The organism is Cobetia sp. L2A1 (assembly GCF_009796845.1).
Classification (GTDB): Bacteria; Pseudomonadota; Gammaproteobacteria; order Pseudomonadales; family Halomonadaceae; genus Cobetia.
This window is the reverse complement of record NZ_CP047025.1, coordinates 1,253,539-1,276,401: the sequence shown is the minus strand read 5'-3', so window position 1 is coordinate 1,276,401 and position 22,863 is coordinate 1,253,539. Positions and strand designations below refer to the sequence as shown.

General features: G+C 55.6%; 23 protein-coding genes. 10 read left to right on the top strand and 13 right to left on the bottom strand.

Annotation, left to right across the window (positions count from 1 at the left end):
• The first annotated feature begins 452 nt into the window (after positions 1-452).
• The 3 genes from GQR90_RS05515 to GQR90_RS05505 all read left to right on the top strand — a co-directional run bounded on the left by GQR90_RS05515 (position 453) and on the right by GQR90_RS05505 (position 3,277).
• Entirely contained in the window at positions 453-1,283 is an 831-nt protein-coding gene (locus tag GQR90_RS05515; protein WP_158773244.1) for a lipopolysaccharide kinase InaA family protein, read from the top strand.
• Between the two features lie 365 nt (positions 1,284-1,648).
• The gene (locus GQR90_RS05510) at positions 1,649-2,242 is read left to right on the top strand and encodes an OmpW/AlkL family protein (protein WP_158773243.1); all 594 of its coding nucleotides are present in this window, start codon (positions 1,649-1,651) and stop codon (positions 2,240-2,242) included.
• A 426-nt stretch (positions 2,243-2,668) separates the two neighbouring features.
• A complete protein-coding gene (locus GQR90_RS05505) occupies positions 2,669-3,277 on the top strand; it encodes an OmpW/AlkL family protein (protein WP_233266516.1) in 609 nt (202 codons plus the stop codon).
• Positions 3,278-3,460: 183 nt separating this feature from the next.
• Here GQR90_RS05505 and GQR90_RS05500 read toward each other — a convergent pair whose 3' ends face one another.
• Positions 3,461-4,363, bottom strand: coding sequence for a DMT family transporter (locus GQR90_RS05500; protein WP_158773242.1), 903 nt, complete (start codon positions 4,361-4,363; stop codon positions 3,461-3,463).
• Positions 4,364-4,506: 143 nt separating this feature from the next.
• Between GQR90_RS05500 and GQR90_RS05495 the strand changes: the two genes are divergently transcribed.
• On the top strand, positions 4,507-6,153 hold the full coding sequence (locus tag GQR90_RS05495) for an aminotransferase-like domain-containing protein (RefSeq protein WP_158773241.1): 1,647 nt from the start codon (positions 4,507-4,509) through the stop codon (positions 6,151-6,153).
• A 95-nt stretch (positions 6,154-6,248) separates the two neighbouring features.
• On the opposite strand, the gene GQR90_RS05490 is transcribed toward GQR90_RS05495, so the two are convergent.
• Positions 6,249-7,130, bottom strand: a complete 882-nt coding sequence (locus GQR90_RS05490; protein ID WP_158773240.1) for a carboxylate/amino acid/amine transporter — start codon at positions 7,128-7,130, stop codon at positions 6,249-6,251.
• On the opposite strand from GQR90_RS05490, the gene GQR90_RS05485 reads away from it, so the two are divergent.
• Positions 7,129-7,662, top strand: coding sequence for a DUF6314 family protein (locus GQR90_RS05485; RefSeq protein WP_158773239.1), 534 nt, complete (start codon positions 7,129-7,131; stop codon positions 7,660-7,662). The genes GQR90_RS05490 and GQR90_RS05485 overlap by 2 nt on opposite strands.
• Before the next feature lie 94 nt (positions 7,663-7,756).
• On the opposite strand, the gene GQR90_RS05480 is transcribed toward GQR90_RS05485, so the two are convergent.
• The 4 genes from GQR90_RS05480 to GQR90_RS05465 form a co-directional block, all read right to left on the bottom strand.
• Positions 7,757-8,440, bottom strand: a complete 684-nt coding sequence (locus GQR90_RS05480; protein WP_158773238.1) for an alpha/beta hydrolase — start codon at positions 8,438-8,440, stop codon at positions 7,757-7,759.
• Positions 8,441-9,161: 721 nt separating this feature from the next.
• Positions 9,162-9,494: a hypothetical protein gene (locus GQR90_RS05475; protein ID WP_158773237.1), complete on the bottom strand. Its 333-nt coding sequence runs from the start codon at positions 9,492-9,494 to the stop codon at positions 9,162-9,164.
• A gap of 53 nt (positions 9,495-9,547) precedes the next feature.
• A complete protein-coding gene (locus GQR90_RS05470) occupies positions 9,548-9,877 on the bottom strand; it encodes a hypothetical protein (RefSeq protein ID WP_158773236.1) in 330 nt (109 codons plus the stop codon).
• Between the two features lie 83 nt (positions 9,878-9,960).
• Positions 9,961-10,302, bottom strand: coding sequence for a hypothetical protein (locus GQR90_RS05465; RefSeq protein ID WP_158773235.1), 342 nt, complete (start codon positions 10,300-10,302; stop codon positions 9,961-9,963).
• Between the two features lie 918 nt (positions 10,303-11,220).
• On the opposite strand from GQR90_RS05465, the gene GQR90_RS05460 reads away from it, so the two are divergent.
• Positions 11,221-11,394 carry a hypothetical protein gene (locus GQR90_RS05460; RefSeq protein WP_158773234.1) on the top strand — a complete coding sequence of 58 codons (174 nt, stop codon included), beginning with the start codon at positions 11,221-11,223 and terminating at the stop codon, positions 11,392-11,394.
• Between the two features lie 383 nt (positions 11,395-11,777).
• Here the strand turns inward: GQR90_RS05460 and GQR90_RS05455 are convergent, their stop codons facing one another.
• The 3 genes from GQR90_RS05455 to GQR90_RS05445 form a co-directional block, all read right to left on the bottom strand.
• Complete coding sequence (locus GQR90_RS05455; RefSeq protein ID WP_158773233.1) at positions 11,778-12,548, bottom strand: haloacid dehalogenase type II; 771 nt, start codon at positions 12,546-12,548, stop codon at positions 11,778-11,780.
• Positions 12,549-12,849: 301 nt separating this feature from the next.
• Positions 12,850-13,179 (bottom strand): hypothetical protein, encoded by a 330-nt coding sequence (locus tag GQR90_RS05450; protein ID WP_158773232.1) that lies wholly within the window; start codon positions 13,177-13,179, stop codon positions 12,850-12,852.
• Positions 13,180-13,262: 83 nt separating this feature from the next.
• The gene (locus tag GQR90_RS05445; RefSeq protein WP_158773231.1) at positions 13,263-13,604 is read right to left on the bottom strand and encodes a hypothetical protein; all 342 of its coding nucleotides are present in this window, start codon (positions 13,602-13,604) and stop codon (positions 13,263-13,265) included.
• 1,036 nt (positions 13,605-14,640) lie between these two features.
• Between GQR90_RS05445 and GQR90_RS05440 the strand changes: the two genes are divergently transcribed.
• Positions 14,641-15,879: a DUF1853 family protein gene (locus tag GQR90_RS05440; RefSeq protein WP_267902045.1), complete on the top strand. Its 1,239-nt coding sequence runs from the start codon at positions 14,641-14,643 to the stop codon at positions 15,877-15,879.
• A gap of 320 nt (positions 15,880-16,199) precedes the next feature.
• Positions 16,200-17,537 carry a branched-chain amino acid transport system II carrier protein gene (gene brnQ, locus GQR90_RS05435; protein ID WP_199269476.1) on the top strand — a complete coding sequence of 446 codons (1,338 nt, stop codon included), beginning with the start codon at positions 16,200-16,202 and terminating at the stop codon, positions 17,535-17,537.
• Positions 17,538-17,653: 116 nt separating this feature from the next.
• Here the strand turns inward: brnQ and GQR90_RS05430 are convergent, their stop codons facing one another.
• A complete protein-coding gene (locus GQR90_RS05430; protein WP_158773229.1) occupies positions 17,654-18,154 on the bottom strand; it encodes a gamma-glutamylcyclotransferase family protein in 501 nt (166 codons plus the stop codon).
• A 146-nt stretch (positions 18,155-18,300) separates the two neighbouring features.
• Entirely contained in the window at positions 18,301-18,666 is a 366-nt protein-coding gene (locus GQR90_RS05425; RefSeq protein ID WP_158773228.1) for a YqcC family protein, read from the bottom strand.
• Positions 18,667-18,742: 76 nt separating this feature from the next.
• Here GQR90_RS05425 and GQR90_RS05420 point away from each other — a divergent pair, with 76 nt between their 5' ends.
• Together GQR90_RS05420 and GQR90_RS05415 are read left to right on the top strand one after the other, a co-directional pair.
• Complete coding sequence (locus tag GQR90_RS05420; RefSeq protein ID WP_158773227.1) at positions 18,743-20,731, top strand: cation:proton antiporter domain-containing protein; 1,989 nt, start codon at positions 18,743-18,745, stop codon at positions 20,729-20,731.
• Between the two features lie 82 nt (positions 20,732-20,813).
• Positions 20,814-21,122 (top strand): late competence development ComFB family protein, encoded by a 309-nt coding sequence (locus GQR90_RS05415; RefSeq protein WP_199269475.1) that lies wholly within the window; start codon positions 20,814-20,816, stop codon positions 21,120-21,122.
• A 123-nt stretch (positions 21,123-21,245) separates the two neighbouring features.
• Here the strand turns inward: GQR90_RS05415 and GQR90_RS05410 are convergent, their stop codons facing one another.
• Both GQR90_RS05410 and GQR90_RS05405 read right to left on the bottom strand, forming a co-directional pair.
• Positions 21,246-22,010: an amino acid ABC transporter ATP-binding protein gene (locus GQR90_RS05410; RefSeq protein WP_158773226.1), complete on the bottom strand. Its 765-nt coding sequence runs from the start codon at positions 22,008-22,010 to the stop codon at positions 21,246-21,248.
• Positions 22,007-22,681 carry an amino acid ABC transporter permease gene (locus tag GQR90_RS05405; protein ID WP_158773225.1) on the bottom strand — a complete coding sequence of 225 codons (675 nt, stop codon included), beginning with the start codon at positions 22,679-22,681 and terminating at the stop codon, positions 22,007-22,009. Before GQR90_RS05405 ends, GQR90_RS05410 begins: the two co-directional genes overlap by 4 nt.
• Between the last annotated feature and the right edge of the window lie 182 nt (positions 22,682-22,863).

Here is a 22,863-nt window from a genome sequence, read left to right as displayed (position 1 = left end):
CTTTGCGATAAGGCGGACGGTCAAACTGCCGTCACTACATGCACTTGCCACCGCAGACGGGAAAGTCACATCAGGCCCGTCTCTCGCCGGCAAGCACACAGGTGCTAGAACCTTGGGCGCTATTTTCAACACTCCCACGCTGTGCTCCAGATGGCAGGTTGTCGCAGTGTGATGTGCACATGCCCCCCCTCGTCAGCCCCACTACGCCATACGTCGCATGACAGCTGATCATTATCGTCATGAATATCACATGCATACATGCGCATATACGTCACTACTGCGACCATCGACCACACTCACTTGCAGGTTTTACCTGCCCAGCAACTCAACTTTGCCCTGGCGCTGACTACCCCTTCTCCAGCAGGCTAACTATGATGGCGCTTCATTGTTGGAGGAGCGCAGGGAATGCTACCCCTCCAACACATTGTCTTCCTGGCTTGTGAATACTACCCATGACTCAACTTCCTGCTCTCAGCCCCAGCGCGAATCCACCGCGCGGGCACGCCGATTACTGTGAATCTGAGCTTGCCAAGTTATTGGCGCGCCATGAACTCAATAGCTTCGAACATCTCTGGCAAGTGGCCGCCGAGAACGTCGATATCCCCAACCGGGAACGTGGCGGTGTCTCGACTGTCTCGCTACTGACACTGGAGGATGAAAAGGGGCAGCGTCACCGACTATATCTCAAGCGGCAGACCAACCACTTGGCACGTAGCGTAGTACGCCCACTGGGAGAACCCACCTTTTCGCGTGAATGGCGCGCCATTCGCCGCTATCACTCCCTGGGAATCCCTTCGGTTGAGGCGGGATGGTACGGCGAGCGCAAACAGGGCAAGCACTGGCGCGCCATCCTGATCACCTTTGACCTGACCAACCGCGACGATCTCGACTCATGGCATGTCCGGTGGCCAGAGCTTGACGATGAGTATCGAAGACAAGTCATCACAGCCAGCGCCCGTCTGGTCCGCCAGATACACCAGGCCGGCATGATGCATGGCTGCCTGTTTCCAAAACATCTATTCCTCAACCGCCCGGATACCTTCACTGACGCCCGGCAACAGATGGACGCTGTCATCATTGATCTTGAGAAAACGCGGCGCTTCGTGCTGCGCCGTCACGAATGTCTGCGTGACCTCTATGTGCTGTGGCGCCGCCTCACTTGCTGGCAGCAAGACGATTGGCGTCAATTTCTGGCCATCTATTGCGACAGCTCCCCCAAGTCGACTGAGGTTGATCGCTGGCTGTCACAACTTGAAATACGTGGACAGCGCAAGCGTCGCTGAACCAACACACTGGTGATGTGAGCACACACTGAGTAGTATGCGCTCACACGACAGACGCCTTGAGACCAAGGTCTTATAAACCTGTCAGTAACATTAACCTGAATGTCGCCCAATGGCGCCACTCGACGTCTCGAACAAAAGACATTCACGTTTACTGAAATACTTGTTAACGTCTGCTAACAAGACGCTATAAATGTTTTCAAACATTGTTCTAAAAAAATGCTTGCCAAACAGAACAGTGTTTCTTATAGTTCGTCTCGTCCCCTGATCGACGCAGCCACGCAGAGTACCCGGCCAAGGCCATACGGTAGCGAGGCTCTGCTGACAGGAAGCCCACGAGGCTCATGCTTCTAGGAGAATTACACATGAACGCTATCAAGATCCTGACCGCTACTGTTATCGCCGGCACCATGATGGCAGGCGCACAATCTGCAATGGCCTACGGCAAGGGTGACATCTTCCTGCGCGGCGGCGTTGCCAAGGTTGACGGCAAGTCCAACAACGGCAACGGCCTTGTTGCCAAGGACGAATCTGGTTTCGCTGGCTCCGTGGGTTACATGTTCCACGACAAGCTGGCAGTCGCCCTGCAGTCCACTGAAGAATTCAGCACTGAATTCGAAGATGGCGCCGGCAACTTCAGCCAGATGCCGATCAACCTGATGCTTCAGTACTACCCGCTGGGCGGTACTGATGCCCGCGTCCAGCCGTACGCTGGTGCTGGCTTGAACTACACCCACTTCTCCAGCGAATCTGCCTACGGCCAGAGCATGGACATCGACGACAGCTACGGTGCTGCTGCCGAGCTGGGTGTTGACCTGAACGTCAACGAGTCTTGGGCAGTCAACGGCTTCGCTCGTTATGCCGACGTCAAGGCTGACACCAAGATCAACGGCCAGGATGTCAATGACACCGAGCTGGATCCGGTCACTGTTGGTGCTGGTGTGACCTACCGCTTCTAAGTACATCTTCACGTACCTGGAGCCGCGAGAGGGAAATACGCTAGACGGTTGATCCGTCAAATCCTATTTAGCTCTCGTAGAAACGCCGCAGACCTTACAGGTCTGCGGCGTTTTCGCATGTGCGTATCGACGGTTTTGGCAAGCAGACGAGACTTTTCGCCTGCATCATGGCATAGCATACGAAAATTGATCTGCATCAAACGCATGCCGGTCTTGCCGTAGACACGCGTAAACCATTGCTCTAGATCAATTTTTTGTATCTCTTAGCTTCTAGACTGACGACTCTTCTTATACTCGTCCGTCGTTCGGGAGCGAATCATGTCAGTCAGCACCCCTCTCCATCTGGCCCACGCCAATCTCATTGACCTACGTGCCAACCACGCTTCCCGCGTGACACGCCTGGTGCTCATTGCCGCCATGGCGGGCATGACCTCACTGGCTGCCGTTCCAGCAGTCGCTGATGGTCATCGCACCGATTCACTGAACTACGGTGCCGGTCAATTCTGGACACGCGCGGGGATTGCCAAGGTTTCCCCGAAAAGCGACAACGGTAGCATCGACGCCATCGGCGCAGATGTCGACGTCGGTGATGACAGTGCCTTTGCCTTCACCCTGGGCTATCGCTTCACTGACACCCTCGGTATCGAGCTGCTGGCCGCCCAGGATTTTGATCACGACATCTCGCTGAATGGCGAAAAAGCGGGTTCCGTCGATCACCTGCCGCCGACGCTGACCCTTCAGTACTATCCATTGGGCGGGCGTGATTCACGTATCCAGCCTTACATCGGTGCTGGCATCAACTACACCCACTTCTCCGATGAGACGCTGGATGATGGCACCAGTCTTGAGATGGATGACAGCTGGGGAGGCGCCGCACAGATTGGCGCAGATCTGGTGATCAACGACCACTGGGCAGCCAACGTCGCCGTCTGGTACCTGGATATCGATTCCGATGTCACGGTCGCGGGCAGCATTCATGACAAGGTCGAGATTGATCCCATCGTGACCATGGCAGGCATCAGCTACCGCTTCTGATCGCGTTGGCATCGACAGGGACCTCTTCGCTGACAGCCGAGCGGCCCATATCAACGTATTGAGCATGGAAGTGAAGACGCCCCGTCAGCCTCGAAAAAGGCCAACGGGGCGTCTTGTCATGGGTGTCATTCACGCAGAGCACTGGATGAAGCCCTGCATTCTCAGTGCTCAGCCTTGCAACCTCTAGCGAGCTGAAGCCGCGGGCACGACTGGCTTGGCCAATCGCGGGCGATCCAACGCCAGCCCTGCGACCACCAATGCCGCACCCGCCACCATCAGTGGTGTCCACTGCTCATCGAAGAGCCACCATGCCATCAAGGCGGCACACGGCGGTACCAGGAAGAAGGTACGTGCCACCTGATGCGCCTCTCCGCGCTCCAGCATCAGCATCAACAGCCAGATGGCCCCTACCGAGATGGCAATGACCAGCCAGGCGATCGTCAGCAACAGACGCGGCGTCGGATCAAAGGCAAAGCTGCCGACGCTGCTCGCGGCGACCACAAAGACACCGCCTGCACCGAGATACTGAAAGATCAGTCCTTCGACCAACCCCATCTTGCCGCTGACACGCTTCTGCCACAGCGTAGAGCTGGAGACGCCAATCAGCGCGATCAGGCACCAGACGAGACCGATCAATGGCCAGTCGAGCGCCTGAGCACCGGTGTCTTCCAGCAAGCCAGCGCCCAGCACCAGACAGACTCCAATGGCGCCACAGGCAAGTCCTGCCCACTGCTTTGCCCCAAGGCGCACGCCAAATAGAGGAAGCGACAGCGCTGCCGTGATCAATGGATGCAGGCTCACCAATAGTGCTGTCAGACCGGCAGGCAGGCCCGCCTTGACCGCGGCAAACACGCCTCCGAGATAGGCACCATGCAGCAGCATGCCGATCCCCATCTGAGACAGGCGATCCTTGCGCCGTCCCCACTGACGCGGCTGGCGACGCAGCAGCAGAATCACCCCCAGGACTGGCAATACCAACAGACTGCGCACGAGAAGCAAAGTGAAGGGTTCAGCATCCAGGGTACCAAAACGCGCCGCGATGAAGCCGGTAGCAAAGAGAAACACGAACGATAATGGCATCCACATGACACAGACTCTCTTGGGCAGGCGATGGCGAACCACCGACAGGTGACCCGTGGCTGATGACAGCTCAGTGACAACAGCTTGCAGCGAACCTCATGGGGGATACAAGATACAGATAACAGGTTATTCAATGGGTACAGATGACAATGAGTGACAACGCCCACCCCCGCCCGCTGCCACGCTACCAGCAGCTGGCAGAGGATCTCAGACACCAGATTCATCGCGGTAGCGTGATAGCAGGCCAGCAACTCCCCTCTCTGCGCCAGCAAGCCGCGCAATCAGGACTTGGGCTCAACAGTGTCATTCGCGCCTATGGAGAACTGGAAGCTGCCGGCCTCATCACCGCGTATCCGCGTGCCGGGTATCGTGTCGCGCCACTGGATGAGCATGCCTTGTCAGGCCGATCCCCTGACGCAGAGCACAATTCACCGAGCCCCCTTCAGCAGCGACAGACACCGCGTCAAACCCACGCGCTTGGCCCATGCACGGCATCGACACTGACGATCAGTGATCCGGCATGGCAAGTAATGGCACACGCCAGTGATCCAGCGCTGGCTCCTCTGGGTGCCGCACACCCGGAGCTGGATGCTCCGGCGGTGCGACGGCTCTATCGCCTCGTCCGCCATCACATCACTCATCACGCTGAACATCCCAGTGCGTACGCCCTGCCCCCCGGTTCAAGTGTCTTGCGGGAAGCCATTGCCACGCATCTGACCAATGGCGGCCACCCCTGCGACAGTGAAGCACTGTTGATCTGCCAGGGCGCGCAACAAGGCATGTCACTTATCCTGGGCCAGCTGCGTGCGCGACATGGCAGCTGTCGTATCGGTGTGGAAGCGCCGGGCTACTTCGGCGTGCTTGCCGCGATTGAAGCCAATGGCCATCAGGCCATTGCGCTGCCAACTCATGCGCACACTGCATTGGATGTCGAAGCGCTTGCGCTCATGCTGGCAGGGGACGCATCAGCAGTGCCAACGCCTGATCATGTGGTCACTCGACTGACACTGGATGCACTGATAGTCACACCGGATTGTCATAACCCACTGGGCGGACAACTTGACCTGGCAGATCGCCGGCGCTTGCTGTCATTGGCCGCACGTCACGACATCATGGTGATCGAGAACGCGACCTTTGCCGAGTTGAGCTTCGAGACTCGACGCCCGTGGCTGGCAGACCTCAAACAGCTACAGTCCATAGCGGGCGGCGAAGCCATGCCGGAGCTGATTACCCTCTGTTCGCTCTCAAAGACGCTTGATCCCCGTACTCGTTGCGGATGGCTGTGGCTATCGGAGAGGGACGCCCCATCACCACTGGGCATGCAAGGCATGATTCGTGCACGCTGGGCGAGCGGCATGGGGGACATGCCGTGGATGCATGCAGCTCTGAGTGAGCTGATTACCAGTGGCGATTACGGCCGCCATATCCACCGCATGCGGCGCTGCTATGCTCGGCGCCTCGCGTCATTGCGCACGCACCTTCGCAATGAGCTGGGCGATCAAGTCTGGCTGCCACCCGCGAGTGGTGGCTACCTGCAATGGTGCGGGCTGCCAAACCTGAATGCCCAGCAGCTGGAACAGCTCTATCAAACCTTGCTGGCAGCGGGTATCGCCACACTGCCCGGCAGCCTGTTCAATGCCAGTAGCATCGGATTACGTCTCAATGCCGCGCAACTGGATGACAGTCAGCTCAATGGCACCCCATACGGTGTCGGTGAAGACGAGAAAAAAGACAACACGCTCGAACGCCTGACGACCCACTTGAAACAGGCGCTTTCTCAGCAAGACTCTGCCTGATTCATCGTCCTCTAAGCGGTCCATGAAGCAGTGTTCATCATGGTAAAGGGCAAGTCCCGAAGAACTCACCCTTTGACGATATCGTCAGGGAAAGACTACGCCACGGACTGGCGTGACTTCTGTTCGCGTTGACGCGCCCACAGCCGATTGATTGCAAGCGCCGCCACGATGATCGTGCCGCCCAATGCCAACCGTGCGAGGTCAGCCTCACGGTTCCAGATGAGCAGATTGACCAACAGTCCTGCCGGCACCAGCGCGTTGTTCATGATGGCCAGCGTGCCGGCGTCCACGCGAGTGGCACCCTTGTTCCACAGGAAGTACCCCAGGCCAGACGCGATGATGCCCAGCCAACCAAGCACCACGAAGTGAACCGGCTGCGAAGGTAGCTTGTCGGTACTGCCAAAGAGCAGGAACATCACCACCACCAGCGCCAAGGCCCCGAGATAGAACCAACCGAACACATGTCGATGAGCGATATCCTCGGGTAGCTGTGGCACCACGTGACGATAGGCGACCTGACCGATGGCAAAACACAGATTGGCGCCCTGCACGACGGCAAACCCCAACCAGAAACCGTCACTGATGCCGTCATAGCGGATGATCGCGGCGCCAATCACCGCAATGGCGGCAGTCAGCAGGTAGAATGGCGACAATCGCTTTTGCATCAGGTCATCCAGCAGCGTGATATAGATCGGCGTGAAGATCGTGAACAACAGCACTTCCGGCACTGGCAACAGCAGGAAGGAGCGATAGAAGAAGATATACATCAGGCCAAGCTGGATAGCGCCAATTGCCATCAACTGCCAGCGAAGGCGAGCTGGAATGGCACGTGGCCGCAGGAAAGGGGCAAAGATGAGACTGGCCAGCAGAATACGTATCAGTACCGCCAGATAACTATCGACCTGACCGGACAGATAGACGCCAATCAGGGAAAACGAGAAGGCCCACAGGGCCGTGACACCAATCAGGTAGGACATGACGAGTAAACCCGGTAGTCAGGAAAAGTTGACTGATATTGTACCTCTCTATTCACTGCTTGCGCAGATCCGTCAGCTGGATTTTTCGTCGCACTCGGGCCCTGACTCGCGCAATGCCTGGTCGGGGCGCGGCATCGGGACGGTAGAAGTGCAATCAGAACCCGCCAACCATGGCGCGGACGAGCTGGTGTTCCTCGAACAGGGCCAGTTTACGCTGGCGGGGCAACCCAGCAGTGTCACCTTCCACAATCGCTATCGTTGGCAGCTCTCTCCTGCCGGCGATGCGCTGAAGCTCAGCCATGAACGACGAGGCCGTGATGCTGCCGTCTTCCTGTTCGACCTGATCAAGGATGACGCAAAAGGGCCGGATCACTTCATCAGCCGCAAAGCCCACCTGTGCATTGATGATCTGTATGCCGCGACACTGATGATCGAGCGTGATACTGAAGGCAATGCCACGGGCTTCATCTTGAAATGGCGCATCACAGGTCCGCGCAAGGATGAATCACTCACTTATCATTATCGCTGCTGAGTACCCGCCCATGGCAGCAAAGAGCCCACTGACGAATCACTCCGTCAGTGGGCTCTTTTGCAAGATGGCATGCAGGGCAATGCTCGCGCGGTAATCAGTCTTGCAGACGGCGCGTGAACCACTCACCGATTGCTTCGATCTCTTCCAGGCAGACGGCATGAGCCATCGGCCAGGTCTGCCATTCCAGAGGATGACCCAGCGCACGAGCACTCTCGGCGCCTGCCTCGCCCAGCGCGAGCGGCACGATGTCATCCTGAGTACCATGGTGCACGCTGATGGCGAGCCCTTGATTGGCCGCTGCAGGCGTAATCGTGGCACTGGTGGCAAAGTAGGTAGAAAGTGCCAACAGGCCACCCAGTGGCTGCTCATAACTCAAGGCCGCCTCATAGACGACTGCGCCGCCCTGAGAAAAACCAGCCAGAATGATGCGACGACTATCGATACCCTGAGCAATTTGCGCGTCAATCAGTGCGTGCACGTAAGCCGAAGACTCACGCAGCTGTGATTCATCGACACGACGCCCAAGATTCATCTCGAGAATGTCGTACCAGGCCGGCATGCGCATTCCGCCGTTGACGGTAACGGCCAACTCACGAGCATGCGGGAAGACAAAGCGCACGCCGTGATTGGCAGGCAATCCGAGTGCAGGCACGACGGGCACGAAGTCACTGCCATCAGCACCCAGACCATGCAGCCAGATAACGCAGGCATCGGCCTGCCCTTGCGGCTCGATGACCTGAGGCGCGCGGTGGTCGTGCTGCTGTGAAGCGTCGCTCATCATAAACTCCTGCCGAAGGTGATTATTTTCGCTGCCAAGCGTATCACTGACGCTGACGGATGCCACCCGCTTACCAAATTGAAATAAAAAAACCCACCAACAAGTGGCGGGCAATGAATGTCGGGACAGTGACATCCAGGACAGGAAAGCGTTTCAGAAAAGCGTCTTTCGCATTCACCACAGCTTGGTAATGCAAAAAAAATGACTTTCTGAAACGTTCTACCCATTCCAAACAGATATCCTGTTGCGACCTTGTCGCGATTGAAGCCACTGATGTCATATCACTCGCGTCATGTGCATTGTGGGCCAGCAACGCTGACATTGTTTGGTTGTGTGATAGCGGGATATTGGCGAGACAACGCCATTCAAAGATGGGGTTTGGGAGAATCAGCCATTGAAGCAGAAATGATGGAGGAGCACTGGGGATGACGTTGGCGGCTGAAGCAGCAGCGAACAGGGATCTCTAGAGTGACCACCGAGAACGATACGGTGGTCAAATCAAGCGACTTACGACTGACAGGATTCCGGGCTTGCACATCGGGCAGCTTCCTTTTCTGTGTCAACTGGTAAGGCTCTTGAGGCGGTAACTACTTTCTTGTATCGACTACTTCGCACTGACTCTTGCACTTGAAGTCACGAGCACCGGGATCACGGACTATCAGACGCTCAACGGAAACTCTGCGCACTCTTCAAGTCGATGCCCTCTTCAGCCAGACTTGCTTCAGACGCTTTCGCTCAGGGCGTGCTGGATGCGTGTTGCAGACACACTCTTGCCAGCGTCATTGTCGAAGTCTTGAGAATCAGACGCCAGTTGACGGCTCTCACCCTTGATCATGTCGGCATGCAATGACTGCTCGACACGGCTTGCCGCGACACTCTTGCCTGACTCGCTGGGAGTCTGCTGGTATGAAGCCGCAGACTGGGCCTGGCCCTGAATCATGCTTTCGCTGATATTGGCGCGAACTTGCTGATCTGCCACGCTATCGGCAGAAGCAATGCCAGTGGCAGCGATGGAAAGAGCAGCGGTAGCAATCAGGGTATTGATAAGTTTCATGAGGTATCTCCAAGGAATCAGGATCTTGCATTGTTCAATCATGTCGACTGGTATCAGGCGTTGTCGTTGAGCGCAGCTTCAAAGCGAGTTGCTGCAACACTCTTGCCCTTGTCGTTAGCCAAGGCCTGGGAAGTGGAGTCGGTATTCATATGCTCGCCCTTGACCATGTCAGCGTTCAAAGACCTCTCAACACGATTGGCAGCAATACTCTTGCCACTTTCCACAACGATCTGCTGGGTGCTGGCAGGCTGTGCCTGACCTTGGATAGCTTGCTCGCTCAATGCTGCACGCACCTGGGTGTCGGCAACGCTATCGGCAGAGGCAACACCGGTAACGGCGATAGAAAGGGCAGTGGCAGCAATCAAGGTATTCAGGGTTTTCATGGTCATTCTCCGAAACTGGATAAAAGTAGGTAAACAGACACATCATTGGATTCATCTGACGCAAATGATCACGCCCTCACGAATCACGCGTTATCGCTGATGCCCTGCTGAACACGGGTTGCAGCAACGCTTTTACCTTGATCATTGACTGCCGAGTGAGTGGCAGTCAGTGACACGGTGCTATCGCCATTGATGCTCTGCATGTTGAGAGACTGCTCAACACGTCCGGCGGCAACACTCATACCTGTTTCGGAAAAGGACTGCTGGTGGGTAGTCGCAGGCTGGGACTGGCCGATGATCTGCTGACTGCTCAGTGCCTCTTGCACGCGTTGTGCCGCAGGGCTGTCATCGGCCGCGAATGCTGAAGTACTGGCAGCAGCGAGAACAACGGTGGCGATCAATGCGTTGAGGGACATATTTTTCATGGTAAGACTCCTGGTCCTTTATGCGGATATATTCCGCTGATATTGAGTGCCTAGAGTGAAGATCGGATGCTGCCAACCCCTGTCCGGGTCTAATCATTCAGGCTCTAGCGGTCTTGCTGCACTTCGATTGTTAACAGACTAATCTTTAATCCGCTTTCTAACTAGCCATCCTGCTGGAAGCTCACTGTTTCCCTGAGGGAAACAAAACTGCAAGCCGTGCTGTGCCTGCTCTACGTCTTCTTGGCAATGCCACCCGGCATGCATGACAACTTAAAGGACACTTACAGACAACTCTTGTACAACATTGTGAGTGAGAAGATCCCTGCCTCTTGCGAGTGGATACTCCTATATGCCAGGTAGCATCCGCTCCTCAAGCTATCGACTTTCGGCGTAAATCACTGTACCTCACTCACCACCTTGGTCGAACATGATGCGGCCTGCAGCGTGTGTCTTCATGTTCTGATGAGTAATACGCCGCATTGTCACAACTGGATGCCATGAAATCGAAAAAATGCGTATTTTTCCTTGAAACCTATTTTCATCCCAACATCCATGCGCCTTACAGCAAAAAATTGTGAATATCCGTCATGATTCATACAACCATTCCTGCCGATGCGATGATGTTTCATGCCCCTCAGCCACACCAGAACATGACATTCTCTCGCCAACACTGAAAATGTCGGCATTGACAACGTATTGCACAGATGTTTACGATTCACTGCATTCCTTGCGGGTGAGTGAAGTGCATTCACTGCAATCCATAGGGAGTGTATTGTGAATGTCACCGTCCGGTAGAAACATCCCCAAACAGGAACAGTATTGGTTCCAACCATGAATCAATGATATATAAATTAATGCTAATTTAGCTTTATCGACCATCCTTGCGCATACTAAACTCAATGCTTTTCAATGAGTTAAATGACATGGATCAAATTAAACACGCTTTTTCCACATCAAAATGCCACCAACGGCACGCTAGATACGGCGAATGTTCAAGTCTTCAGCAGTGCTGATCATCGATGGGTGACAGCAGACTTGCTTGATAACACTGGATTGGCAGGCATAAAAAAACCCGCCAGTGGCGGGCAATGAATGTCGGGACAGTGACATCCAGGACAGGAAAACACTCAAGAAAGAGGCCGGTATATCGGACTCGCATGAAACATCATGAGTACAACGCCCTTGCGTGAATATCCTACTGACGAGGGAAAGGATCAAACACCGCAAGCCTTCATGAAGATTGCAGGCAGGAAGGTATCTTTCCTCCATGCGCTGCTTCGCGCTCATGCTACGTCACGTACCTACCACTCAATGTTCACACGACTACTGCAAAAGCGAAGCCAACCCTCACTGCCCCCGGCCGCCTGACTCTCAAGACACCCGAGGGCAGCGACACATCACCATGCAGAGACTGACATCTCACTTGTTGATATGTCTTGATCAATGACCGAATACAACCCTATTGTAAGCGGCGATCATTCGCTCTTGCCCAATATATCAGCCAATTCATTTACATCTTTCACGACATGATCCGGCTGCTTGGCCAGCGGATAAAGCGCCTTGCCAGGACGAGCAATGAAGGTCGTTTGCAAACCAGCCTCTTTGGCACCCGCGACATCCCAACCGTGTGCCGCTACCATCATTGCTTCTTCAGGCTTTACATTGAGCTTTTCAAGCACCCACTCATAAGAACGCAGGTCAGGCTTATATATCTTGATGTCTTCAATGCTGTAACGCTCATCAAAATATGACAACAAGCCAGCACTTTCGAACTGGGCTTTGACAGCCTTGTTAGAAGAGTTGGTCAGACTGACGATCTTGTAACCCTGCGCCTTCAGTTTCGCCAAGCCTTCCTTGACATCACCATGAGGCGGTAGCGTCAGCAATGGCGTAATGATGGCCTTCTTGGCCTGCTCGCTCGTGAGTTCGATGTCGTTGTTTTGGGCGACAATGAGCAATGCAGCGACACCAATCTGACCAAAATCGTGATAATCCTTGGTCACGGTATCGACCAGGGAATAATGCAACATGGTGGAGAACCACAACGGGAGCAGATCTTCTCTGCCACCCAATGCATCACCCACGGAGCTACGCATGGACGTCAGATCAAGCAGCGTTTCGTTAACATCAAAGATAAGCACTTTGGGCTTATCAGGAGAGTTGCTGGCCATGGCATGACCAGAAACAAGACTTGCGGCGATAACTAATGAACACGTCAACGTCTTCAATGATTTCAAGATTGGCATTACAGAAGTTCCAGTTTGGACTTGGCTCATAGTATTACATGCGAAATATCAGCATGTAGCTTTCGTTTAAACTACGTGAACCATAATGCCATCTACATCAATAACTTACTAGGACAAGGTGATATTTTATCGCCATAAAAATACATTAAAATCTATCTACTCAGACATTACCACTCACCCGCTTATCCATTGGCGATATCGGTCCCAAAGGAAACCCGACATTCACCATTAGATAATATTCTTCATCGCACTGTATGATATTTATTTACATTAGCTCATCAGAAAATTCCGACACTGCCAATTAAACACTTGTCTCGAGTGCATGTTGTACGCGGGTGGCAGAGACACTCTTCCCGGCATCATTAGCAAAGCTCTGAGCATGAGACACTCGCTGATGACGCTCGCCCTTGACCATGTCAGCGTGCAAAGACTGCTCAACACGGTTGGCAGCAATACTCTTGCCACTTTCCACAACGATCTGCTGGGTGCTGACAGGCTGCGCCTGACCTTGGATAGCTTGCTCACTCAATGCCGCACGCACCTGGGTGTCGGCAACGCTATCGGCAGAGGCAACACCGGTAACCGCGATAGAAAGGGCAGCGGCAGCAATCAGAGTATTCAGCGTTTTCATGGTCATTCTCCGAAACTGGATAAAGGTGAGCAAACAGACACATCATTGGATTCATCTGGCGCAAACGATCACGCCCTCACGAATCACGCGTTATCGCTGATGCCCTGCTGAACACGGGTTGCAGCGACGCTTTTACCTTGATCATTGACTGCCGAGTGAGTGGTAGTCAGTGACACGGTGCTATCGCCATTGATGCTCTGCATGTTGAGAGACTGCCCAACACGTCCGGCGGCAACACTCATACCTGTTTCGGAAAAGGTCTGCTGGTGGGTACTAGCAGACTGGGACTGGCCGATGATCTGCTGACTGCTCAGCGCCTCTTGCACGCGTTGTGCTGCAGGGCTGTCATCGGCCGCGAACGCTGAAGTGCTGGCAGCAGCGAGAACGACGGCGGCGATCAATGCGTTGAGGGACATATTTTTCATGGTAAGACTCCTGGTCCTTTATGCGGATATGTTCCGCTGATGTTGAGTGCCTAGCGTGAAGATTGGATGCTGCCAACCCCTGTCCGGGTCGAATCATTCAGGCTCTGGCGGTCTTGCTGTGCTTAAATTATTAACAGACTAATCTTTAACCCGCTTTCTAACCAGTCATTCTGCTGGAAGCTCACTGTTTCCCATAGGGAAACACACCTGCTAACCGTACTGCGCCTGCTCTGTGTCTTCCTGGTAATGCCATCTGGCATACCGAACAACTTGAATAACACTTGAAGACAACTCTTGTACAACCATGGGGGGTGAGAAGACCCCTGCCTCTTGCTAGTGGATACTCCTATATACCCGTCAGCATCCGCTCCTCAAGCTATCGACTTTCGGCGTAAATCACTGCACCTCACTCACCACCTTGGTCGAACATTATGCGTACTGCAGCGTGTGTCTTCATGTTCTGATGAGTAATACGTCGCATCGTCACAACTGGATGCAAGGAAATGGAAAAAATGCATTTTTCCCTTGGAAACCTTGTTACAGCCTAGCTTTCATGCGCTTTTCCGTAAAAAGCCGTGTACATCCGTCATAATTCATACGACCACTCCTGCCGATGCGATGATGTTTTACGCCCCTCAGCCTTACCAGAACATGACATTCTCTCATCAGCACTGAAAATGGCGGAATTGACAACATCTTGCACAGATGATCTTGATTTACCTTTTCCTTGGCTTGCGAGTGAGGTGCATTCACTGCAATTCGCAGGAAGCGTACCCTGAACGTCACTGGCCGATAGAAATACCTCAATACAGAAACCGCATAGGTTCCATAAAAGAAACAACGCTAGATCACCATATGGCGCCAGAATACTGCCCGCCAAATACGCTACGCAGTAAGTCCAATGTTTCAATAGGGGATTTGATAGAGATCATTGTCATCTCGCGACTACAGCCCATCTCCGGTCGATATCCGCAAATGTCCTTGACTCTTTTGATGCCATATTCCTTGTCAGGCGCCTTGGGATACACTGAGTGGCATGCCTATTCTGCCTCCAAAGCCTCCAGAGGGAGCACTTGAGAGCTATGCTCATCACTGCACTGCTCATCACTGCTCTCCTCTCTCTAGCGCTGCCCCTACTCCTCAGTGGGTAGCTTCAACTTGTGCGGCAACGCCAGACTTACGAGCGCCGAGCGCACCCTATTGCCATCCACTGGTCAGAGATATCGCCTGGCTACTGGGTTCACCAGATCTGATGCTGACACCTGGCTACCCTCGCCCCACACTGCAGACACTCGGACTGGAAGATGACGGCGTGCGCCATCAGTGGTTAACCCAACTGGAACAACATCCACAGACACTAGAAGCCACCGTTGATGAGTGCTGTCACTATCGACTGGGTCGCTATCACGAGTTGCTCTGGCAATTCGTACTTAGGCACGCTCCGAGTAGCCAACTCCTGGTCAGTAACCTGAAGATCGAGGAGGAGAGGATAACGCTGGGCGAGCTGGATCTGATCTATCAAACTGAACACCACCATGCGCCGACGCATCTGGAAGTCGCGATCAAGTTCTATCTGGGACTCCCAGATGGGCCTGGAGCCATCGATAGTCCCAGCCGCTGGATAGGGCCGGGAGGGGCTGACAGCCTGGCGATCAAGTATCAACGCAGCCTGCGCCATCAATTGCCGCTAGCGCACACCCCACAAGGGCGAGACGCCATCACGTCTGCGCTTGAGGCCATCGACGGAGAGCAGGACGGTTTACCTGACGGAGAACGTATTCGGCAGCAACTGGCGCTACCCGGCTGCCTATTTCGCCCCTGGCAGCCTGAAAAATCGCTGGCAGACTGCCTACCGCCACCGACAGGGTGCCATCCCGAGACTGCATTACAGGCAGGGTGGTGGGTCCGCGTGAGTGACTTTTCGGCATTCTGTCTCGTACTGAGCGAGCTGGACACCCCCCGCTCTTCTCTTGAGCAGGCACAGGTAAAGGGGATAGTAAGAGAGAAACCGGCTTGGCTAGCAGCGCCTCCGATAGCCTCTCTTGTCTCTTGGCGAGAACTGGATGCTTGGCTGCACAAGCACTTTTTCGCCACGAACTCTCAGAGCTCGCGTCCACCGCACCCGCGCCAACTTTGGCTTGAGCTTATCTCCTCTACTACTTCCATCGGCATCACTGCCCCCACCACTCCGCCGACTCATTACCAGTGGCGTGTATTTGTCGTACCGGACGACTGGCCAGACTATATACCGCTGCCGCCTGCACCGAAGGAATGATCGCGCCCTGCTGAGCTCAATCACGTTCTACTGCTGGCATCTCCCCTCAAGGCAACACTACCGCTAGCGGGACGCACTTTGTCTTGCTGTGTGAAATCAACGATAATACGCCTCGTCTGATCACGGCCTCGACATCCGTTGCCGCATGATCTCGCCATATGACCCGCGCGCAACACTACCCCGTTGCTCTCGGGTTTGCTGGCGACCCCATCCTGTCGCTGGCCAACGGCTTCTCGGCATACTGTTGATTTACCGACATATTGTCGGTTCACACTCCCTTGTATGCCGCAACGCATCCGCTGAATCCGTAGGACTTCATTTTGAAAACACGACTTTCCAGCCTCGACATCGTAGCGCTGGGCTTCATGACCTTTGCCCTCTTTCTTGGTGCGGGCAACATCATCTTTCCACCGCAAGTCGGTCAAGGTGCTGGTGCTGAATTCTGGCCAGCTGCGCTCGGCTTTCTCACGACTGGCGTTGGCATGCCACTGGCAGGGATCGTCGCCGTTGCCGTGATTGGCGGTGGACTCGATAAAATCACCTCTCCCTTGCCCAAGTGGGCTGCCGCCGCCTTCGGAGTCGCCATCTATCTGTCCATCGGGCCGATGTTTGCCATCCCGCGTACCGGTACGGTGGCCTTTGAGATGGGCATGCGCCCCTTCATCGACATGACGCCGGAAAGCGGTCTGGCATTACACTCGGTGCTATTCTTCGGAGTGGCAACGCTGATTGCACTGAGCCCAGGCAAGCTGATGGATGTCGTCGGCAAGTGGCTAACGCCGCTGTTGATCGCCCTGCTGGCTCTGATTGCCGCTTTCACGATTATCGATCCTCAAGGGCCGCCAGGGCCGGTCAGCCCCGAATGGGCCGAAGCGCCCTTCATGACAGGCTTCCAGCAGGGATATCAGACGATGGACGCGCTGGCGTCGATGGTGTTCGGTATTCTGATCGTCTCGGCCATCAAGGCGCGTGGTATCACCGCGACCGCGGATGTGACTCGCTACACACTATGGGCAGGTGGCATCGCGGCTGTCTGTCTGGCTGCCGTCTACTTGCCACTGGTCTATATGGGGGCCACCAGCCACGCACTGGTGACGGAAGCCGCCAAGGGCGAACTGATTCCGGTGTATGTCGAGGCGCTGTTCGGAAGCACCGGCAAGCTGATTCTCGCGCTGGTCATCACGCTGGCCTGCCTGACGACCGCAGTGGGCCTTTTGACTTCCTGTGGCGAGTTCTTCCATCGTCTGCTGCCCAGCGTGCCGTATCGCGCACTGGTCATCATCATGGCGATCGCGTCGGCACTGATCGCCAACCTGGGACTGGCCACGTTGATCAGTGTCTCTATCCCGGTACTGTTCACGCTCTACCCACTGGTGCTCGTGCTGACCTTGCTTTCCTACCTGCGTCCACATCTGCATGATGCGCCGCGCGTATTTAGCTGGAGCATTGGCCTGACACTGCTGGTCAGTCTTCTGGATGGATTCGAAGCCAGTGGCATCGATTCCCTGATGGCCATCTCGCACAAGCTTGAGCCGATGCTGCCACTGGCCTCAATGAATCTTGGCTGGGTGGCTCCTGCGCTGGTGGGTCTGATCATTGGCCTACTGACAAGTCGTCGCGCGCAGTCGAATCTCGACCCAGAACTCATAAGCAACTGATGCTCGACTGACAGCGGCTCTAGCCTTTTCACGGCACTCGCGTAAAAAAGCCCGCCTCTCATCACGAGAAGCGGGCTTTTTGATGGCGCCAATGATGTCACGATAAAGCAGGCAGGCTAGCGTGGAGAGGTACGCGACAGTCCTAGCTGAGCCAATGTTGCATCATCCAAGGAGTGCTCGGCCTCTACCGCCGCGAGGCGTGTGAAATATGCCTTGGACAGCAAGCTCTCCCCACCCAACAGATGATCAAGATATTCACGCGCAGGCTTCAGGCCTTCTGCCGTGCGCTCCGGCAACGCCACATAGACCCATGCCTCAATCACGCCTTCGTGGGTATCAATAGCGTGCAGGTGGCGCTCATATTCATGCGGACGACCCTCGAACGGGTCCATCAACTCGATCTGCTCTGGCGTCGCGAGCTCATAGAGCACGCCTTCAACCTGCGAACCGCTGGCAGGCTGCACGTTGGCATGCGCGATACCGGCCACCCGTGATGCCTTGTCAAACGCCAGTCGGTGACCCTCAAGCCATCCCAGCAGCGCTCGCCGAGTCTCTCCGATACGTGCCACCACCCGCGCCGCATTCATGTTGCTGCCGTAGGCGAAGTAATACGCCATGTAGATTTCTCCTAGTGAGACACTATAGGTACGGCATTCCCTCTGCCGTACCTATAGTGAAATACCTCTGATGACATGCACTCAACAGCACTGCTAACGCGTCATTCATGACTGGCATTATCACTTCAGTGCTTGGCCATGAGTCATCAGTGATGAGTAATCAGCGTATCAATCTCACGAATCACTTCAGTGACGGCGACGCGACGTTCAGGCCGCGCATCCTTCAGCCAGGCTTCAATGGCAGGCGCCACTTCACACGTTGCAGGAAACTTGGCACGTGCATCGCACAAGGCCTCCAAGCGTGCCACAAACACGAAACGCAACCACTGCCCCATGTCCATGAGATCGACACTAAATGGCTCCACACTCATGAAGGCCTCCGGCGATGGTGTCTCCATGCGCCACAGGTCAGCAGCTTTCATGGTCGCTTGCAGACGCACGAGAAGCTCACGTAGTTCATCGTAAGGATTGCCGGCCATCTCGCCATCTCTCGGTTGCTCTATCGGGTTCATGCGATCTCCGTCAATTCGTGCAGGGTGCGTTCACGTTATTATCTCGTTGATACTTATGGAAGGCCAGGAGGGCCGTATGGCAGATACCTTATTCAATGATGTGATGATTCTGCTCGGTGCCTCTGTCGTAGCAGCAGCGCTGTTTCGCAGACTGAGCTTGCCGCCAGTCCTGGCCTATCTCACCGTCGGCTTTCTGGTCGGGCCACATCTGGCAGGTTTGATAAGTCGCCCCGAAGAACTCGCCTTTCTGTCGGAGTTCGGCCTGGTCTTCCTGCTATTCTCACTGGGGCTAGAATTCTCCGTGCCGCGCATGCGTGCACTCAAAACTACCGTATTCGGGCTCGGGGCCTGTCAGGTTGTCGTGTGCAGCGGCCTATTCTGGGCGCTGGGCTGGGCGCTAGGACTTTCCCCCGCGGCAGCATTGGTCGCCGCAGGGGCGCTGGGGCTTTCCTCCACCGCCATCGTGACGCGTGAACTGGCGCGCTGGAATGAGCTGGATAGCCCGCATGGCCATGCTGCCGTAGGCGTATTGCTGTTTCAGGACCTCGCCGCACTGCTATTCCTGATTCTGATTCCGGCCATGGCCGGTGATGGCAGCCATCTCCTCAGCGATCTCGGCATCATGCTCATCAAGGGGATCGGGCTGGTCATCGTGATGCTGGCCATTGGCAAGTGGGTGCTACCACTGATATTTCAAGAGATATCGCGTTCGCGCTCCGAGGAGCTATTCGTCCTCACCGCACTACTAGTCGCGCTATTTTCAGCCTGGCTGACCCATAGCCTGCATCTGTCGATGGCACTGGGGGCTTTTCTGGCGGGCATGATGCTCGGCGAGAGCCACTTCCGCCATCAGATCGAGGCCGACATTCGGCCCTTCCGGGATATTCTACTGGGACTCTTTTTCGTCTCGGTCGGCATGCTGCTAGACCCGCAGGTGCTGCTGGCTCAGTGGTACTGGGTGGTCAGCGGTGTCATCTGTCTACTGGCAACCAAGGCATTGCTGATCACGGGCCTTGCAAGGCTTTCCGGACGGCCACTGGATTCTTCTCTGCGTACCGGACTCGTACTATCACAGGGCGGTGAATTTGGCTTCGCGCTGCTGGCCCTCGCCAGCCAACAACGCCTGATGGACACCGATACCGTAGGGCTAGTGGTAGCGATCATCATTGGCTCGCTGGTGGTCACTCCCTCACTGATTCGCCATAACAAGCACCTGACGCATCACCTGTGCCATTCACGCACTCCGACGCAGGAAAACCCGCATACCACCGCGGAATTGAGCGCCGCCACGGCCCCACTGAGCGGCCACGTCATCGTATGTGGCTTCGGGAGAGTCGGACAGACCGTCGGACGCTTCCTGACGCAGGAGAAGCTTGAGTGGATCGCCATCGACGCAGATCCCATCCGGGTACACGAAGCCGCCAGCGCAGGCGAGCCCGTCGTCTTCGGCGATGCACAGCGTCTGGATATTCTGCGGGCACTCGGTATCGAACGCGCGCGTCAGGTGGTGATTACTGTCAACCAGCTCTCGCATGCACTGGCCATCTTGCGCGCCATTCAACCCCTTGAGCTTGAGAATCTCAAGGTACTGGTGCGTACGCAGGATGATGCTGACCTGGAAACCTACAAGGCAGCCGGCGCAACCGAGGTCATTCCCGAAGTATTGGAAGGCTCGCTGATGCTGGTGTCACATGTACTGGTCAACCTCGAGGTGCCCTTCCGGCGCGTCGCCCGCTCGATCCAGAATGCTCGCGAGGCGCGCTATAGCATGCTGCACGGTTACTTTCACGGTCAGCAGTCACAGTTGACCGACAAGCGTGGCAACCCTCTCCTGAGACGCCATCCGCTGACCCTGACCGCCAATGCCTGGGCCTGTGAGCGTCGGCTCGATGAAATCATCCTGCCTGAGCACTGCGGCATTCTTGTCTCGCGCGTAGTACGGGCCAATGGCGAATGCATCGAGGAGCCCACCGGTGCCTTATCGCTGGCGTGTGGTGACACGCTGGTATTATCCGGTCTGGCTGATCATATTGAAGAGGCGGAAGCGCGCCTGCTGTCTGGCTAAGGTCTCTGGTCAAAGCCTACGCTGCAAGAGACCGCCAACAACAGGGCACTCAACAGGTGGTCATGACACAAGGGGATTGCTGATGCACGCACAGCACGCAACTCGCCAAGAGCCCTCGGGGCGCATGCACACGGCAGGCGTTCACAACTACATGGAGCAGCTCGTGCTTGATCAGCTCCGACTACACCCCGGGGCTATCGGCATGGATGGTGATGGCCGTGAGGATGTGGCCTGCATTGCGCTCAACCAGCTGGCGCCGCGCTATATCCGCCACGATGTCGACATGGTCTTCTACATGTCACCTGCCGAGCAGGAGTTGCTGGAAGAACGTGTCACGCTGGCCCTCGAGGATGCCTTTACCAGGGTGCACTCAATGCCTCGTCGCAGCTAGCAGCCGGCGAGGCATCGAGTGACGCCGCGACATGATCTTTCATGAAAACGAAATCGCCGCCCTGGTGAACACCGGGCGGCGATTGAGGTGGGTGAGGCACTGCGTCCTCGTCCAGGCGCGAGGTTAGATACCCTCAGCGCACTGCGGCGGCACTTCATTAAGCACCTTGCGCAGGAAGGCACGCGTACGGTCATCCTTCGGCGCGCCAAATAGCTGACTGGGCGGCCCCTGCTCAACGATACGCCCACCTTCCATGAAGATGACGCGATCTGCCACTTCTCGCGCAAACTGCATTTCATGGGTGACGACAATCATGGTCTGTCGCTCAACGGCCAATTGCTTCATCAACTCCAGCACTTCATCGACCCATTCCGGGTCCAGTGCTGATGTCGGCTCATCAAACAGAATCACCTCCGCCTGCGCTGCCATGGCGCGACCGATGCCGATACGTTGCTGCTGGCCCCCTGATAACGCCGCAGGATAGGCATCAGCCTTCTCGCTCATGCCAATACGCTCAAGAATCTCACGCGCCCGCTGATGCGCCTTGGCCTTCGACCAACCATTGACGACGATCAGACCTTCAGAAATATTCTCAAGCGCCGTCTTGTTGGCAAACAACGCATAGTTCTGGAAGACGAAGGCACTATTGCGACGCAGCGCGAGAATCTCGGCGCGCGTCGCGCGCGTAGCATCAACCTTCACGTCACCAATCTGGATCTCACCACCATCGGGCTGCTCGAGGAAGTTGATACAGCGCAGCAACGTGGATTTTCCGGTACCGGACGGACCAATGACGACGATGATCTCGCCCTGCGCCACCTCAAGGGTAATGCCGTCGAGGACTGCGGTACCGCCAAACTTCTTGACCAGCTTTCTGACTGCAATCATCGCTGATAGGCCTTGTTGAGACGTTTCTCCATCCAGCGCTGCACAAATGACAGCCCCTCTACCATCACCCAGTAGACGATGGCCACCATGATGAAGGATTCAAAGTACAGGAAGCTACTGGCCGCTTCTTTCTGGGTCGCACCCATTAGCTCCGTGACGCCGAGCGTGAATGCCAGCGACGTGGATTTGATCATGTCCACGAAGTAGTTCATCAACGTCGGGGCTGCCACGCGCGCGGCCTGCGGCAGCACGATACGGCGCATCAACTGCAGATTGGTCATGCCGATCGACAATGCTGCTTCGGTCTGACTGCGATCAACCCCGACGATAGCGGCGCGAATCGACTCGGCCATGTACGCGGAGAAATGCAGCGTCAGGCCAAGAATCGTCGCGGTGACGCCATCAATCTGTGCCAGGAATGACATGACCTGCGGCAGACCGTAATAAAACAGGAATAACTGCACCAGCAGCGGCGTACCACGGAAAAAGGAAATGAACACGATGGTCAACGCATTGAGTACCGGCACCTTGAGTACCCGTATCACCGCCAGCAAGGAGGCAAGAATCAGCGCGGCAACCATGCCGATGCTCGCCATCTTGAGCGTCAGGGGCAGGTACTTGAGCATGATCGGCAGCAGACCGAGCATGTAATCAATATTGAGAGTATCCATTCGTTATCCGAACTGGCTGGGGATATGAAGGAGAGACACCAGGGCCTCGGCGTAACAAAGGGGTATGCATCAAGGGCAGTAGCACCCGATGACGAAGCATCAGGGCCATGCATGAGGGCGAGGTATCATCAAAGCAATGCATGACGACAACGGGGTGACGATAGCGCCGTCACCCCGTTGCC

Excerpts from the sequence above, each read along its gene's own strand:
- GQR90_RS05465 (WP_158773235.1), bottom strand. The coding sequence starts at position 10,302 with ATGAAAAATATGTCCCTCAACGCATTGATCGCCACCGTTGTTCTCGCT.
- GQR90_RS05510 (WP_158773243.1), top strand. The coding sequence starts at position 1,649 with ATGAACGCTATCAAGATCCTGACCGCTACTGTTATCGCCGGCACCATG.
- GQR90_RS05500 (WP_158773242.1), bottom strand. The coding sequence starts at position 4,363 with ATGTGGATGCCATTATCGTTCGTGTTTCTCTTTGCTACCGGCTTCATC.
- GQR90_RS05490 (WP_158773240.1), bottom strand. The coding sequence starts at position 7,130 with ATGTCCTACCTGATTGGTGTCACGGCCCTGTGGGCCTTCTCGTTTTCC.
- GQR90_RS05470 (WP_158773236.1), bottom strand. The coding sequence starts at position 9,877 with ATGAAAACCCTGAATACCTTGATTGCTGCCACTGCCCTTTCTATCGCC.
- GQR90_RS05515 (WP_158773244.1), top strand. The coding sequence starts at position 453 with ATGACTCAACTTCCTGCTCTCAGCCCCAGCGCGAATCCACCGCGCGGG.
- GQR90_RS05410 (WP_158773226.1), bottom strand. The coding sequence starts at position 22,010 with ATGATTGCAGTCAGAAAGCTGGTCAAGAAGTTTGGCGGTACCGCAGTC.
- GQR90_RS05485 (WP_158773239.1), top strand. The coding sequence starts at position 7,129 with ATGACGAGTAAACCCGGTAGTCAGGAAAAGTTGACTGATATTGTACCT.
- GQR90_RS05405 (WP_158773225.1), bottom strand. The coding sequence starts at position 22,681 with ATGGATACTCTCAATATTGATTACATGCTCGGTCTGCTGCCGATCATG.
- GQR90_RS05445 (WP_158773231.1), bottom strand. The coding sequence starts at position 13,604 with ATGAAAAATATGTCCCTCAACGCATTGATCGCCGCCGTCGTTCTCGCT.
- GQR90_RS05430 (WP_158773229.1), bottom strand. The coding sequence starts at position 18,154 with ATGGCGTATTACTTCGCCTACGGCAGCAACATGAATGCGGCGCGGGTG.
- GQR90_RS05480 (WP_158773238.1), bottom strand. The coding sequence starts at position 8,440 with ATGAGCGACGCTTCACAGCAGCACGACCACCGCGCGCCTCAGGTCATC.
- GQR90_RS05460 (WP_158773234.1), top strand. The coding sequence starts at position 11,221 with ATGACATGGATCAAATTAAACACGCTTTTTCCACATCAAAATGCCACC.
- GQR90_RS05455 (WP_158773233.1), bottom strand. The coding sequence starts at position 12,548 with ATGCCAATCTTGAAATCATTGAAGACGTTGACGTGTTCATTAGTTATC.
- GQR90_RS05420 (WP_158773227.1), top strand. The coding sequence starts at position 18,743 with ATGGCAGATACCTTATTCAATGATGTGATGATTCTGCTCGGTGCCTCT.
- GQR90_RS05505 (WP_233266516.1), top strand. The coding sequence starts at position 2,669 with ATGACCTCACTGGCTGCCGTTCCAGCAGTCGCTGATGGTCATCGCACC.
- GQR90_RS05475 (WP_158773237.1), bottom strand. The coding sequence starts at position 9,494 with ATGAAACTTATCAATACCCTGATTGCTACCGCTGCTCTTTCCATCGCT.
- GQR90_RS05425 (WP_158773228.1), bottom strand. The coding sequence starts at position 18,666 with ATGAACCCGATAGAGCAACCGAGAGATGGCGAGATGGCCGGCAATCCT.
- GQR90_RS05415 (WP_199269475.1), top strand. The coding sequence starts at position 20,814 with ATGCACGCACAGCACGCAACTCGCCAAGAGCCCTCGGGGCGCATGCAC.
- GQR90_RS05450 (WP_158773232.1), bottom strand. The coding sequence starts at position 13,179 with ATGAAAACGCTGAATACTCTGATTGCTGCCGCTGCCCTTTCTATCGCG.
- GQR90_RS05495 (WP_158773241.1), top strand. The coding sequence starts at position 4,507 with ATGAGTGACAACGCCCACCCCCGCCCGCTGCCACGCTACCAGCAGCTG.
- GQR90_RS05440 (WP_267902045.1), top strand. The coding sequence starts at position 14,641 with ATGCCTATTCTGCCTCCAAAGCCTCCAGAGGGAGCACTTGAGAGCTAT.